Here is a 13,658-nt window from a genome sequence, read left to right on the forward strand (position 1 = left end):
CGTTTGGAACATGAGGCATCAGGATGAGCATTTCACACAAAACAGTCACTATCATTGCAGGTCTGTCGATGTTGGGGGCCACGGCCTGTACCAGCCCGGCCTACCTCGACGACACCGCCGTTGACCGGAACCAGAAGGCCAAGCAAGGCGCACTGCTGGGCGGGCTGCTGGGTGCGGGCGCGGGGGCGCTCGTGGCCGACAAGAAGGTCAAGGGCGCGCTGATCGGCGGCGCCGTCGGCGCGGCGGGCGGTGCCGTGGCCGGCAACATGCTGGACCGGCAGGAAGCCGAACTGCGCAACAACATTGGCAACGACAATGTCGATATCCAGAACACCGGCGACCGCCTGATCGTGACGCTGCCGCAGGATATCCTGTTTGACGTGGACAGCGCAGCGGTGCGTCCGGGCCTGCGCAGCGATCTGTCCGCGGTGGCGCAGAACCTTCAGAATTATCCCGACAGCCGGGTACAGATCGTCGGCCATACGGACAATTCCGGCGGTGCCGAACATAACCAGGACCTGTCCGAGCGGCGCGCGAATGCCGTGGCGGACGTGCTGATGAACGGTGGCGTTGCCTTCAGCCGGATCGACGCGTTCGGCCGCGGCGAAGATGCGCCGGTGGCCTCGAACCTGACCGAGGACGGCAAGGCGCAGAACCGGCGGGTGGAAATCGTCATCCTGCCCAACGCGGCCTGACGCCGGCGAAGATTATTCGCAGAATAATCTGGCGCTGAAACGAAACGCCCCGCCGGAGGACCCGGCGGGGCGTTTGCGTTGCAAGCGTTGCGTTCAACCGAAGACGCGCCCCAGGGCCTCGTCGACCGAGGCGACGATCTGGTCGATGTCGTCCTTGGTCGAAATGAGCGCGGGCGAGAAGCACAGCGTGTTGTTGAAGCCCGGGATTGAGCGGTTGGTCACACCGATGATCGTGCCCTGCGCCATGCAGTCGGCGACGACGGCCTGTGCCTGTTTCTCGGGCACCGGTTCCTTGCTGGCGCGGTCTGACACAAGCTCTGCCCCGAGGAAGAGGCCCTTGCCGCGGACCTGCCCGATGACGGCATGCTTGTCGGCCAGCGCGTTCAGTTGATCCATCATGTAGTCGCCCATCTTCGTGGTGTTTTCCAGCAGGCCTTCCTCTTCGATGATGGCGACGTTTTCCAGCGCCGCGGCGGGGCCGGCGGTGCAGCCGCCAAAGGTGGAAATGTCGCGGAAGTAGTTGAGCGGGTCCTCGATGTCGTCCTTGAACATGTCGAAGACTTTCTCGTTGGTCACGCAGCACGCAATGGCGGCATAGCCCGAGGCGACGCCCTTGGCCATGGTCACGAAATCGGGCTCGACCCCGTAGTGCTGGTAGCCGAACCAGTGGGTCCCAGTGCGGCCCACGCCACAGACGACTTCGTCGATATGCAGCAGGATATCGTATTTGCGGCAGATCTCCTGCACGCGGGGCCAGTAGCCCTCGGGCGGGGTGATGACGCCGCCGCCGGCGGTGACGGGCTCAAGGCAGAGCGCGCCGACGGTGTCGGGCCCTTCGGCAAGGATGACTTCCTCGATCGCGTTGGCGGCGGCGATGCCGTACTCCTCGCCGGTCAGGTCCCATTGCGCGCGGTATTCAAGGCAGTGCGGCACGCGCACGAAACCGGGTGCGAAGGGGCCGTACTGCGCGTTGCGCTCGTCCTGACCGCCCGCCGACATCGTGCCGATGGTCGAGCCGTGATAGTCGCGCTCGCGGTAGAGGATCTTGTATTTCTTGCCGCCATAGCGCTTGTGCGCGATCTGCCGGACCATCTTGAAGGCTTTCTCGTTCGCCTCGGAGCCGGAATTGGTGAAATAGACGCGGCTCATGCCCGGCATCTTGGAAATCAGCTTTTCCGAGAACATCGCGCCGGGGATCGAGCCGGCGGAGCCCGCGAAATAGGGCAGCTTGATCAGCTGGTCGCGAATGGCGTTGGCAATGCGTTCGCGGCCGTAGCCTACGTTCACCGTCCAGACACCGCCGGATACGGCGTCTATGTGTTCCTTGCCGTGCTGGTCCCAGACGCGCATGCCCTTGCCCTCGACGATGATCTTGGGGGCGCCGGTCTGAAACGGCTGGTGTTGAATCAGGTGGTGCCAGACATGGGCGCGGTCGGCGTCCACGACTTTTTCGATATCGTTCAGCAGGTTGCCATCCATCGGAAACTCCATCAGGTCAAGCCCGGCACGGTGGCCGGGGGCGCAGAAGTGCACAGCGGTGCCATTGGCGTATAATCAGCCTCGAATCCGGTTCTGTCGATAGGGCCAACTGGGCTCATTGTTTAAGTCCAGTAATGGCCGGTTTGCCCCCGGTAATCCGGTGATTTGGTGCTATTCTGCTGATTTCTGAGACGGTTTTTCCGAAACTTCGGTTCGGAAAGGTGGAAGAAGCCCTGTTTGCCAGACAAAATCATTGATCGGAATCGTAAATTCGGCTCGGATGAGGCCGCATCTGCCATCGGGGCAGCGCGGCGGAAAAGTTTCTGCCGTGTGGACAAAGGCCCCGGCAAGGATGGCGCGACATAAAAGAAACGAAACTCCAGGGAGACAAGAACCTATGACACTCAAGTCAAAACTCATGGCAGCCACCACCGGCGCGGGCCTTTTGGCGGGCGCTTCGGCATCGGCGCAGGAAATCACGGTCGGCTATTTCCTCGAATGGCCGATGCCGTTCCAGTACGCCAAGGCCGAAGGTATGTATGACGAGGCGATGGGCATGACGGTGAACTGGGTCAGCTTCGACACCGGCACCGCCATGAGCGCCGCGATGGCGTCGGGTGACGTGCAACTGGTGGTCAGCCAGGGCGTGCCGCCCTTCGTGGTGGCCACCAGCGCGGGCCAGGATTTGCAGATCGTCGACGTGGCCGTCTCTTATTCGGACAACGACAACTGCGTCGTGTCGGCGGCGTTGGAGATCGACAAGGACAGCGCGGGCGAACTGGCCGGCAAGAAGGTCGCCGTGCCGCTGGGCACCGCGGCGCATTACGGCTTTCTGAAGCAGATGGACCATTTCGGCGTGTCGCTGGACAGCCTGACGGTCGTGGACATGGCCCCTGCCGAAGGGCAGGCCGCGCTGGCGCAAGGCGCCGTCGACATGGCCTGTGGCTGGGGCGGTGCGCTGCGCCGCATGAAGGAAAGCGGCAACGTCCTGCTGACCGGCGCCGAGAAGGAAGAGCTGGGCATCCTCGTGTTCGACGTGACCTCTGGCCCGGCGTCGTTCATCGCCGAGAACCCGGACGTGGTGTCGAGCTTCCTCAAGGTGACGGCGGACGCCAACGCAATGTGGGCGGACGAGGCCAACCACGACAAGATGCTGCCGGTGATCGCCGAGGACGCTGGCATGTCAGAAGAAGACACGATGGCCACCATCGAGACTTTCGTGTTTCCGCCAGCGGATGAGCAACTGACCGAGAAATGGCTGGGCGGCGGCGCGCAGGAATTCATGAAGGGTGTCGCGGACGTCTTCGTGGAAGCCGGTTCGATCGACGCGTCAAAAGCCTCTTACGAGACGAATGTGAACACCGGCCCGCTCGAAGCCGCCATTCAGTAAGGTTTTTCGCAAGACGCCCGCGGGCCGCATGCCCGGCCCGTGGGACCGCACCAACACCAATAATCCGAAAACGGAAGGGGGCAGGAATGTCGACATTGAAAATCGACAATCTTTCCATGCGCTTCGATCTGCCGAATGGCGGGCATGTGCAGGCGCTCAAGGACGTCTCGCTGGAGCTGCAGAGCGGCGAATTGATGAGCGTGCTGGGGCCGTCGGGCTGTGGCAAGACCACGCTTTTGAACATCGTCGCCGGGTTTCTGGCGCCGACCGAAGGGCAGATCGTGCTGAACGATCACAAGGTCACCGGCCCGGATGCCGAGCGCGGCATGGTGTTCCAGCAGGGCGCGCTGTTCGAATGGATGAGCGTGCGCGACAACGTGAGCTTTGGCCCCCGGATGAAGGGCGAGAGCAAGAAGACCTACACGCCGACCGTCGATCACCTGCTGGAAGTGGTGGGCCTGAAGGATTTCAAGGATAAGGCGATTTACGAATTGTCTGGCGGGATGCAGCAGCGTGTGGCGCTTGCCCGCTGCCTGGCCAACGATCCCGACGTGATCCTGATGGACGAACCCTTGGGGGCGCTCGATGCGCTGACGCGGGAAAAGATGCAGGGACTTGTACTGAAGCTCTGGAAGGAAACGGGCAAGACGATCATCCTGATCACTCACTCGGTCGAAGAGGCGCTGCTCTTGGGTGAGCGGCTGCTGGTGATGGCGCCGCGGCCGGGGCGCATTCACAAGGAATATCGCCTGCCTTTTGCCGATCTGGGTGTGGGCAAGGACCTGCGCGAGGTGAAAAAACATCCCGAGTTCAGTCAGCGGCGTGAGGAAATCCTCGAAATGATTTGGAACATGGAAGAAGAGATCATGGGCCGCGTGGAGGAAAGCGCATGACCGGGTTCATCGTTCTCGCGCTCTATGTGGGCGCGTTTTTCATTGCCTATCTCGCGGTTTCGGCACTGTACCGGGCCTTCTTTGCGCGGATCGACTATACCGCGCTGAAAACCGTGACCTTCGGTGACGAAAGCGCCGTGCGCCCCAATCGGGCGGCCAGCGTGCTGTCGGTGATCACGATCTTCCTGCTGTGGGTGGCCTTCACGAACTCTACCCTGCCATTGCCGCAGGCGTCCTCGCCTTATCTGGGCGAGGTAACGTTCACCTATACGTCCACGTTGCCGGACGGACGGGCGGACGATGCCGAGGTGACCGTGCTGGTCTACCGCGAGGATATCAGCCAGACGGTGGACGCAGAGGGCAACCCGGGCCGCATTCCGGCGGCGCCCGAGGTGGAGCCGGGCGAGGGGTTCGCCAAGAACGACAGCCTTGTGGTGCCGCGATACGGCTACAAGGTGATCAACGTGTTCGGCAATGACGATCTGGGCCGGGGCGAGGACGCCGTCATCACCGCGCTGAACGGGACCGAGGTGCAGGCGGGGGAAACGCTCAAGCTGCCGGAAGGCGACCTTGGGTTGACCGACAAGGGGACGCCGACCTTCTCGCCCTCGACCGGCAACCGGATGCAGCGGCTGTACCTGCCCGCGCCCGAGGTGACGGTCGAGCGGTTCTTCGAACTGAACGAAGAGGGGTATCGCAATTATACCCTGTGGCAGCATACGTGGATCTCGCTGCAACGGGTCTTGCTGGGCTTCTTCTTCGGGGCGCTGGTGGGGATACCGCTGGGCTATGCGATGGGCCTGACCAACTGGGCACGCGGCTGGTTCGACCCGATCGTGGAGTTCATGCGGCCGGTGCCGCCGCTGGCGCTGATCCCGCTGATGATTATCTGGTTCGGTATCGGTGAGCAGTCCAAGGTGATCCTGTTGTTCCTGGCCGCGCTTTGGATCATGGCGATCGCGGCACGGGCCGGGGTGTCCGGAGTGGCGATATCCAAGGTGCACGCGGCCTATTCGCTGGGGGCCAGCAAGTCGCAGGTGTTGACCAAGGTGATCATTCCCAACAGCCTGCCGGAGATTTTCACCGGCGCTCGGGTTGCCATGGGTGTCTGCTGGGGCACCGTCGTGGCCGCCGAACTTGTGGCGGCCGAGCGGGGCCTTGGCATGATGATCATGGTCGCGTCGAAATTCCAGCTGACCGATATCGTGATCGTCGGGATCATCCTGATCGGGATCATCGGTTTCCTGATCGACGTGGGCATCCGGATGCTGGAGAAATGGCTGGTGCCGTGGAAAGGGCGCGTCTGACGGCGACGAGAATTGCGAAACGCCCGGTCCTCGTGCCGGGCGTTTTTCGTTATGGCGAGTTGATGCGGATCAAGGAAGAATGCACGCGCGACCGTGCAGGGTGACGCCATGGAAATTGCCGAGCTTTTGATGGCCCTCGGGGTCCTTTTCCTGGCCGGGCTGGTGGCGGACCAGGCGGGACGTTTCACGCGTCTGCCACGGGTGACGATGCTGTTGCTGCTGGGGCTGGTCGCCGGGCAGGCCGGGCTGGACCTGATCCCCGGTGACCTGATCGCGTGGTTCGAGGTCTTGTCCATTGTCGCGCTGACCATGGTCGCCTTTCTATTGGGCGGGACTCTGACCCGCGAGATATTGGCGCGGCGTGGGCGGGCCATCCTGATCCTGTCATTGGTCATCGCGCTGGGCACGGCGGGTGTCGTCGTGGCCGGGTTGGTGCTGATCGGCCTGGATTGGCAGTTGGCGCTGGTGCTGGGCGCGATTGCCACGGCGACGGACCCGGCGGCGATGACGGATGTGATCCGGCAGACGGGGGTGAAGAGCGCATTCACCGACACGTTGAAGGGGATCGTGGCCATAGACGACGTCTGGGGCCTGATCCTGTTCAGTCTTGTGCTTGCGGTGGTCAGCCAGTCCAGCGGACTTGCCGAGATCCTGGGCGGCGCGGCGCATGACATCCTGGGTGGTGTCGCCCTGGGCGTGGCGCTGGGCGTGCCGGCGGCGCTGTTGACCGGGCGGCTGACCCCGGGAGAGCCGCAGCAGGCCGAGGCGATCGGGATCGTGTTCCTGACCGCGGGCCTTGCGCTGTGGCTCGAGGTGTCCTTCCTGATCGCGGGGATGACAGCCGGCGCGGTGGTGGTGAATTTCGCGCAGCACCACGAGCGCGCCTTTCACGAGATCGAACATGTTCAGTGGCCCTTCATGATCCTGTTCTTTCTGCTGGCCGGGGCGACACTGGAATTGGACGCACTTTTGGGGCTTGGTTGGGCCGGGGTGCTTTACCTTGGCTTGCGGATACTGGCGCGGATCTGGGGCGGGTTCGCCGGGGGCTGGCTGGCCGGGGCCAGCGCGGCAGAGCGGCGGTGGTATGGCCCGGCGCTCTTGCCGCAGGCGGGCGTCGCGGTCGGCATCGCGCTGGTCGCGGGCGAGGCGCTGCCGGACTGGTCGGGAACGATCATGGCGCTGACCATTGCCAGCACTGTAGTGTTCGAGATCATAGGCCCGCCCCTGACCCTGCTGGCAATCCGGCGGGTGACCCGGCAGGACGGTTAGGCCCGCATGTCCTTGGGCGAGCCCATCACCACGAAGGATGTTATGGCGTTGACCTGCGGCAGCGTGCCGATGACATCGGTGTGGAACGCCTTGTAGGCGGGCAGGTCGGCCACCTCGATCCGAAGCAGGTATTCGACCGACCCGGTGATGTTGTGGCACTCGACCACTTCGGGTGCTGTGGCCATGGCGCGTTCGAAGGCGATCTGGCTGTCCTTGGTGTGGGAGTTCAGTCCAACCGTGGCATAGGCGATGAACCCGACGCCCAGCTTGGAGCGGTCGAGCACGGCGCGGAAGCCGGTGATGATGCCGCGGCGTTCTAGATCCTGCACCCGGCGCAGGCAGGCGGAGGGCGAAAGGCCGACTCTCTCTGCCAAATCGAGGTTACTGATCCGACCGTCGCGCTGGAGCTCGTGCAATATTTTGTCGTTTATGTGATCCATAGGCGCAAATAATTGCATAAAACCAAATCATACGCAAAGGAACGCAATTTCACTGCGCTACTTACGCCATATGTTGCGTTCATGACATTCCAGCTGCTGACCCTTCTTACCGGCTTTGCTTTCACAACGGTGATCACGCCGGGGCCCAACAACCTGATGCTGATGGCCTCGGGCGCGAACTTCGGCTTTCGCCGGACCGTGCCGCACATGTTGGGAATAACGCTGGGATTTCCCTGCATGATCGTGCTGGTGGGGCTGGGGGTTATGCAGTTGTTCGACCTGTGGCCGCCGGCCTACACGATCCTGATGGTGCTGAGTGTCGCGTACCTTTTGTACCTTGCGTGGAAGATCGCCAATGCCGCCCCGCCGAGGGAGGCCAGGGCGGAAGGCAAGCCGCTGACCTTCCTGCAATCGGCAGCTTTCCAGTGGGTAAATCCCAAAGCATGGAGCATGGCGCTGTCGGCGATCACGCTTTACGCGACGAGCCGCGACCTTGACGCGATCTTGTGGGTGGCCGGGGTTTACGTGGTCGCGTCGGTTGTCAGCACCACGAGCTGGACGGTGCTGGGCCAGCAGATGCGCCGCTTTCTGAACAGCCCAAAGCGGTTGCGGGTGTTCAACCGGATGATGGCGGCACTGCTGGTGCTGACGCTGGTCCTGGTCTTGCGACAGCAGGGCGCGGGATAGGCCGGGACTTGCGCCATGACGGGGATGCTGCGATGACGGCAGGCATGACAATCACCTTGCTGCATACGGCCGAGGCGCACCGGGTTCGGTTCGACAACATCCGGGACCGGATCAATCCGGATATGACGTTGAAGCACGTTGTGCGTCCGCGATGGCTGAAAAAGGCGCAGGACGACGGCGCTGCGGCGCTGGAAGACGAAATCGCAGGCGTGATCGCCCGTGCGCCGGGGCCGGTGCTGTGTACCTGCACGACGCTGGGGCCAGTGGCCGAGAGCGCGGGGGCTATGCGCGTGGACTGGCCGATGATGCGCGCGGCGGCGCAGGCGCAGGGGCCGGTGCTGATGGCGTTCTGCCTGGAGAGTACCTATGCGCCCAGCCTTGCGCTGCTGGAACGCGCGCTGGCCGAGGACGGCACGCCGCAAAAGGTCTATCCCCTGCCGATGCCGCAATACTGGCCGCTGTTCGAGGCAGGCGAGACAGAGGCCTTTGATGCCGTGATCGCTGGCGAGGTGCGGCAAGCGGTCGAGACGCAGGGCGACGTGGCAGCGGTGGTGCTGGCGCAAGCCTCGATGGATGGCGCGGCGGCGCGGCTGGAGGATCTGAACGTGCCGGTTCTGAGTTCGCCGGAACTGGCGCTGCGAGCGGTGCTTGACGTCGCGCGCGGCTAAAGCCGTTTGTACATGTAGGTCGTGGAATGGAGCGTCCGTCCGTCGGGATCGAGCGCGAAATCGGGAATGATGCCCGCCACTTCGAACCCCACCGAGGCGTAAAGTGATTGCGAGACATCGCCGCTGCGGGTGTCGAGGGTCACGTTGGTCTTGCCCAAGGTTCGGGCATGATCCAGCGCGGCCCGCAGCAGCGCGTGCCCCAGACCGCGGCGTCGGGCGGTGGGGTGGACCATCATCTTGGCGATCTCGGCCCGGTGCGGCTGGTTCTGCGGCATGGCGGTGATCAGTTGCACCGTTCCGACAAGCGTATCACCCAGGTGGGCGGTGAGCAGGCAGCGGCGGTTGGCGGTAACCTCGGGGAAGACGTCGGCTTGCCAGAAGGCACGGGCCGTCTCGGGCGCGAGTGGATCCAGGAAGCTGACGGCAGCGCCCTCGGTCACTGTGTCGATCAGCAGGCGAGTGAGGCCGTCGAGGTTCCGATCCAGCTCGGGGCCGGTCAGATTGATGATGCGCGGCGCGGTCATGCCAGCGCCAGCAGGTAGCGGGCGCCGTCCGGCCCGGCGCGGAACTCCGACACGCCGTTCAGGCGGTAGCGCAGGCAGTCGCCGGGGCAAAGGCTGTGGGTCTGGCTGTCGACAGTGATGTACAACGCGCCTTCGAGCAATACGAAATGATGCTCGTGCCCGGGAACGCTGGGATGGTCGTAGGAGATCGTCGCCTCCGGTTCGAGCGTGGCCTCGACGATCTCGAGTTGCAGGCCGGCACTGGGGGGCGAGACGTTTCGGCGTTGAAAGCCGTGGCTGGCGTCGTGGTAGACTTGCTGGGCAGAGCGGGGCACGAAGGCCTGGAGCCGGCTTTCCAGCGGTGAGATCAATTGCGAGATCGGCAGGCGCAGGGCGGTCGAGAGCTTGGCAAGCGTGTCGGCCGTGGGGCTGACCTCGCCATTCTCGATCCGAGAGAGGCTCGCTCGGCTGACGGAACTGGCCTTGGCCAGATCGGCCAGCGTGAGGTTGCGCGACTGGCGCAGGTCGCGGATGTGTCGGGCCAGCGTGGGCGGTGAGGCAGTAAATGATTCCATAAGTGGAAATTTATCCCATATAAGAGATTCGCGCAATGCCCGCATGATGCGAAGTCTGTTGAACCCTCCGACCTTTTCCATATATCCCGTAGGCCAAACAGGAGCATGGGCATGACCAATTACCTCGACTTTGAAAAGTCCCTGGCGGAAATCGAAGGCAAGGCGGAAGAGCTGCGCGCGATGGCGCGGACGACCGAGGGGATGGATGTCGAGGACGAGGCCGGGGCGCTGGACAAGAAAGCCGCTGCCATGCTGACCGACCTTTACAAGGACCTGACGCCATGGCGGAAATGCCAGGTGGCGCGGCATCCTAACCGGCCCCATTGCAAGGATTACATCGAGGCGCTGTTCGAGGAATACACGCCGCTGGCGGGCGACCGGAATTTTGCCGATGATCAGGCCGTGATGGGCGGGCTGGCGCGGTTCGGCGACACGCCGGTGGTTGTGATCGGGCATGAGAAGGGCAACGATACCAAGTCCCGGATCGAGCGGAATTTCGGCATGGCGCGGCCCGAGGGCTATCGCAAGGCGATCCGGCTGATGGACATGGCGGACCGGTTCAACCTGCCGGTTATCACGCTGGTGGACACGCCCGGCGCCTATCCGGGCAAGGGCGCCGAAGAGCGCGGCCAGAGCGAGGCGATTGCCCGCTCGACCGAGATGTGCCTGAAGGCCGGTGTGCCGCTGGTCAGTGTCATTATCGGCGAGGGCGGATCGGGTGGTGCGGTGGCGTTCGCCTCGGCCAACCGCGTGGCGATGCTGGAGCATTCCGTCTATTCGGTGATCAGCCCCGAGGGCTGTGCCAGCATCCTGTGGAAGGATTCCGAGAAGATGCGCGAGGCTGCAGAGGCGCTGCGGCTGACCGCGCAGGACCTTATCAAGTTGGGCGTGATCGATCGCGTGATCGACGAGCCCAAAGGCGGCGCGCATCGTGATCCGACGGGCGCGATGGCGTCGGTGAGTGATGCGATCCGGGCGATGTTGGACGGGTTGAAGGACCTGTCGCGCGAGGAACTGGTGCGTGACCGGCGCGAGAAGTTCCTGAAGATGGGATCGACTGGCCTGGCGGCCTAGAGAATTACGCCGAGCCGGATGAGGGCCCATGCCGCGCCCGCGATGTGGGCCAGCGTGATCATCACCGAGCCAAGATGCAGCAGCTTGAACCGTTTGGAGTGGCCGGCATCGGTGGCGGCGTTTATCGTCGGCATGAGAGATTGCCGCGCGTAGAGCGTGGTGAGCGAGATCACGGCGAGGATCGCCATGGACAGCAGGTCGGCGAAGGCGGCGCAGACTGCGGCGAGGCCAGACGTTCCCAGCACGAACAGGTAGAAATGTGGAAAGGCGCGGCGGATCAGGGTGCGCGCTGTCTCTTCCGGCAGGGCGCGCAGCACGAAGGCCGCGAAGCCGAAAGCATAGAGCGTCATGCCGCCGAAGAGGAGCGCGGTCAGAAGCAGGGCGAGGATCGTCATGTTGTGGCCTCCGGTTTCAGGGCGGTTCCGATATAGATCACTTGCTTGAAAGGCAGCACGCCGAACCTGAAATCCAGCCGTCGGGTCAGGCCGGTCGGGCCAAGCCCCGTTATCTTGCCGGGGATCAGTCCGGCAACCTGCAACCCGTCCGTCAGTTCGGCTGGCTTGATGAACATCGCGGGGTCATGGGTCCCCTTGGGCAGCAGGCCAAGGATATCTTCGGCCATGGTGATGGTGGCCAGCCGGGCGATGATGTTGCGGTTGATGGTGTCGAACAGGAACAGTCCGCCAGGTTTCAGCACGCGGGCGACCTCGTGCAGGACCTGCCTCAGATCCGAGACATGCTCCAGGACGTCGACGCAGACGAGGGCATCGAAGGCCGCATCTTCATAGGGTAGCGCCTCGCCCACGCCGGTGTCGTAGCGGATGTCGTGGCCGGATTGTGCGGCATGGGACCGGGCCGCGGCGATGGCCTCCTTCGCGGGGTCGATGCCGGTGACCTGCGCGCCGCGCCCGGCGATGGCTTCGGCCATGAAGCCGCCTGCGCAGCCAAGGTCGAGCACCGTTTTGCCTGCCCAGTCGATGTGCCGGTCGAAGTACTTCAGGCGGGCGGGCACAAGGTTTTTCAGCGTGCGCACCCAGCGGAGGTCGTCCGACCACCATTGCGCGGCGGCATTGTCGTAGATCTCTTGCTTGTTGCGGTTTTTTTCAGCCATGCGGCGGAGATAGGCCGCTTGCCACGGGCATCCAGAGGCGGCGTCAGGCCAACAGCATCTTCAGCCCTTGGGTCACGTCGGAGCGGACGGCAAGGCGCAGCCCCGGTTCGTCCCCGGCCTTGAGCGCCGAGATGATCAGGCGGTGGTAACGCGGCGGCTCTTTCTGCTGCAGTTTGCCGTAAAGCGCGCGCATCGTGGGGCCGAGTTGCAGCCAGACGGTTTCGGCCATGGCCAGCATCGCGGGCGCCTGGGCGCGCAGGTAGAGCGTGCGGTGAAATTCGAGGTTCGAGCGGATATAGCCGACCGCGTCCTGGTGGGCGATGTGATCGGTGATCCGCGTGTTGATGGATTGCAGGCGGTCGATCAGGGCCATGTGGGCGCGGGGCAGGGCGCGGCTGGCCAGTTCGACCTCGATCAGGGCGCGCAGCGCGGCCAGTTCCTCGATTCGTTCGTTGCCAAGCTCGGGCGCGGCAAGGCGGCCAGAGCTGCTGACCGTCAGGGCACCCTCGGCCGACAAGCGGCGGACGGCCTCGCGGGCAGGGGTCATGGAAACATTGTATTCCGCGCCGACGCCGCGCAGGGTCAGGGCCTGTCCGGGTCGCAACTCGCCATGCATGATACGACTGCGCAATCCACGATAGACGCGGTCATGGGCCGACCCGGTGGGGGCGGCGCCGGTGGCCGAGGCAAGCCCGGCTTCGGAGCGCGGCGGAAAGTTCATGGGGCATTTGTGATCACAGTTTGCCGCGCGGTCAATCCTGTTGCGTCAGTCGAAGCGATAGCGGTGAAGTTCCGCACCGTTTTCACGCAGCCAGCGGCGCGGCGTGTCATAGCCGGGGCAGATCCGATCGACGATGCTCCAGAAGGCGCGCGAATGGTTCATTTCAACGAGATGCGCGACCTCGTGCGCGGCGACGTAATCGAGAACGTCGCGGGGCGCGAGGATGAGCCGCCAGGAATACATCAACCCTGCGTCTTGGGTGCACGAGCCCCAGCGCGAGCGGGTGTCGCGCAGGGTCAGACGGGCGTACTTGCGGCCAACCGCCTGCGCATAATGATCCGAGGCGGTGGCAAGCTGGTCGCGGGCGCGAGTCTTCAGCCAAGCCTGGACCCGCCGGGGCGCGGTTTCGGGCGGGCCGGGCACGGTGAGCGTGTCGTCCGCAAGCTCGATCCGCCGGCCCGAACCGGGCAAGAGACGGCGCGGGCGGCCCTCGACAGGCAGGTCCGAGCCGATTCGTACCTCGGTCAGATCGGGTTGACGTGAAAGTTGCGCCCTCAGCCACGCGGCCTTTTCATTGGCGAAGTCCAGCGCCGTGCGCTCTGCCACGCCTGGGGGCATGGTCAGCGTCACGCGCCCGTCAACACCCGACACCCTAAGCGAAATCCGCCGCGCCCGCGCCGAGCGGCGCAGGGTCACTTCGACCGGGGGGTTGCCGGGCAGAACGTAATGCCCCATATGCCGCTCACCTCTTGCAGCGCTGCGCCGCGCTTTATGCCTTTGACACCTGATACGTCTTATGGCAGGGGACGTCGAACGCCTGCAAGTCCACAGACACCGAAAGGGATA

The 13,658-nt window shown here is 64.0% G+C and carries 16 protein-coding genes; 8 read left to right on the plus strand and 8 right to left on the minus strand.

Translation table 11 applies throughout. The features are described 5' to 3' along the window. The first annotated feature begins 23 nt into the window (after positions 1–23). Positions 24–695 carry a YiaD family glycine zipper/OmpA-like lipoprotein gene (locus tag C2I35_RS09525; protein WP_103762802.1) on the plus strand — a complete coding sequence of 224 codons (672 nt, stop codon included), beginning with the start codon at positions 24–26 and terminating at the stop codon, positions 693–695. 93 nt (positions 696–788) lie between these two features. On the opposite strand, the gene C2I35_RS09530 is transcribed toward C2I35_RS09525, so the two are convergent. Beyond that, entirely contained in the window at positions 789–2,174 is a 1,386-nt protein-coding gene (locus C2I35_RS09530; RefSeq protein ID WP_103763000.1) for an aminotransferase family protein, read from the minus strand. A 397-nt stretch (positions 2,175–2,571) separates the two neighbouring features. Between C2I35_RS09530 and C2I35_RS09535 the strand changes: the two genes are divergently transcribed. From C2I35_RS09535 to C2I35_RS09550, 4 genes are all read left to right on the plus strand, one after another. Beyond that, a complete protein-coding gene (locus C2I35_RS09535; RefSeq protein WP_103762803.1) occupies positions 2,572–3,564 on the plus strand; it encodes a taurine ABC transporter substrate-binding protein in 993 nt (330 codons plus the stop codon). Between the two features lie 86 nt (positions 3,565–3,650). Further along, complete coding sequence (locus C2I35_RS09540) at positions 3,651–4,457, plus strand: taurine ABC transporter ATP-binding protein (protein ID WP_103762804.1); 807 nt, start codon at positions 3,651–3,653, stop codon at positions 4,455–4,457. Next, complete coding sequence (locus C2I35_RS09545) at positions 4,454–5,764, plus strand: ABC transporter permease (protein ID WP_103762805.1); 1,311 nt, start codon at positions 4,454–4,456, stop codon at positions 5,762–5,764. The genes C2I35_RS09540 and C2I35_RS09545 overlap by 4 nt, the downstream gene beginning before the upstream one ends. Before the next feature lie 108 nt (positions 5,765–5,872). Beyond that, on the plus strand, positions 5,873–7,033 hold the full coding sequence (locus C2I35_RS09550) for a cation:proton antiporter (RefSeq protein ID WP_103762806.1): 1,161 nt from the start codon (positions 5,873–5,875) through the stop codon (positions 7,031–7,033). On the opposite strand, the gene C2I35_RS09555 is transcribed toward C2I35_RS09550, so the two are convergent. After that, positions 7,030–7,473, minus strand: a complete 444-nt coding sequence (locus tag C2I35_RS09555) for an Lrp/AsnC family transcriptional regulator (RefSeq protein ID WP_103762807.1) — start codon at positions 7,471–7,473, stop codon at positions 7,030–7,032. The two genes, C2I35_RS09550 and C2I35_RS09555, sit on opposite strands and share 4 nt — an antisense overlap. A gap of 81 nt (positions 7,474–7,554) precedes the next feature. On the opposite strand from C2I35_RS09555, the gene C2I35_RS09560 reads away from it, so the two are divergent. Together C2I35_RS09560 and C2I35_RS09565 are read left to right on the plus strand one after the other, a co-directional pair. Then, positions 7,555–8,160, plus strand: a complete 606-nt coding sequence (locus C2I35_RS09560) for a LysE family translocator (RefSeq protein WP_103762808.1) — start codon at positions 7,555–7,557, stop codon at positions 8,158–8,160. A gap of 44 nt (positions 8,161–8,204) precedes the next feature. Then, positions 8,205–8,828, plus strand: a complete 624-nt coding sequence (locus tag C2I35_RS09565) for a hypothetical protein (protein WP_103763001.1) — start codon at positions 8,205–8,207, stop codon at positions 8,826–8,828. Here C2I35_RS09565 and C2I35_RS09570 read toward each other — a convergent pair. Together C2I35_RS09570 and C2I35_RS09575 are read right to left on the minus strand one after the other, a co-directional pair. Then, a complete protein-coding gene (locus tag C2I35_RS09570; protein WP_103762809.1) occupies positions 8,825–9,352 on the minus strand; it encodes a GNAT family N-acetyltransferase in 528 nt (175 codons plus the stop codon). The genes C2I35_RS09565 and C2I35_RS09570 overlap by 4 nt on opposite strands. After that, on the minus strand, positions 9,349–9,906 hold the full coding sequence (locus C2I35_RS09575; RefSeq protein WP_103762810.1) for a helix-turn-helix domain-containing protein: 558 nt from the start codon (positions 9,904–9,906) through the stop codon (positions 9,349–9,351). Before C2I35_RS09575 ends, C2I35_RS09570 begins: the two co-directional genes overlap by 4 nt. 111 nt (positions 9,907–10,017) lie before the next feature. On the opposite strand from C2I35_RS09575, the gene C2I35_RS09580 reads away from it, so the two are divergent. After that, a complete protein-coding gene (locus C2I35_RS09580) occupies positions 10,018–10,980 on the plus strand; it encodes an acetyl-CoA carboxylase carboxyltransferase subunit alpha (protein ID WP_103763002.1) in 963 nt (320 codons plus the stop codon). Here the strand turns inward: C2I35_RS09580 and C2I35_RS09585 are convergent. From C2I35_RS09585 to C2I35_RS09600, 4 genes are read right to left on the minus strand one after another with little or no spacing between them, the layout of a single operon-like run. Further along, positions 10,977–11,375 (minus strand): DUF4149 domain-containing protein, encoded by a 399-nt coding sequence (locus C2I35_RS09585; protein WP_103762811.1) that lies wholly within the window; start codon positions 11,373–11,375, stop codon positions 10,977–10,979. The genes C2I35_RS09580 and C2I35_RS09585 overlap by 4 nt on opposite strands. Further along, entirely contained in the window at positions 11,372–12,091 is a 720-nt protein-coding gene (gene ubiG, locus C2I35_RS09590; RefSeq protein WP_103762812.1) for a bifunctional 2-polyprenyl-6-hydroxyphenol methylase/3-demethylubiquinol 3-O-methyltransferase UbiG, read from the minus strand. The genes C2I35_RS09585 and ubiG overlap by 4 nt, the downstream gene beginning before the upstream one ends. 43 nt (positions 12,092–12,134) lie before the next feature. Next, a complete protein-coding gene (locus C2I35_RS09595) occupies positions 12,135–12,812 on the minus strand; it encodes a GntR family transcriptional regulator (protein WP_103762813.1) in 678 nt (225 codons plus the stop codon). Between the two features lie 45 nt (positions 12,813–12,857). Next, positions 12,858–13,547: a M48 family metallopeptidase gene (locus C2I35_RS09600; RefSeq protein ID WP_103762814.1), complete on the minus strand. Its 690-nt coding sequence runs from the start codon at positions 13,545–13,547 to the stop codon at positions 12,858–12,860. Between the last annotated feature and the right edge of the window lie 111 nt (positions 13,548–13,658).

It is taken from the genome of Roseovarius confluentis (assembly GCF_002917925.1).
GTDB classification, from domain to species: Bacteria; Pseudomonadota; Alphaproteobacteria; order Rhodobacterales; family Rhodobacteraceae; genus Roseovarius; species Roseovarius confluentis.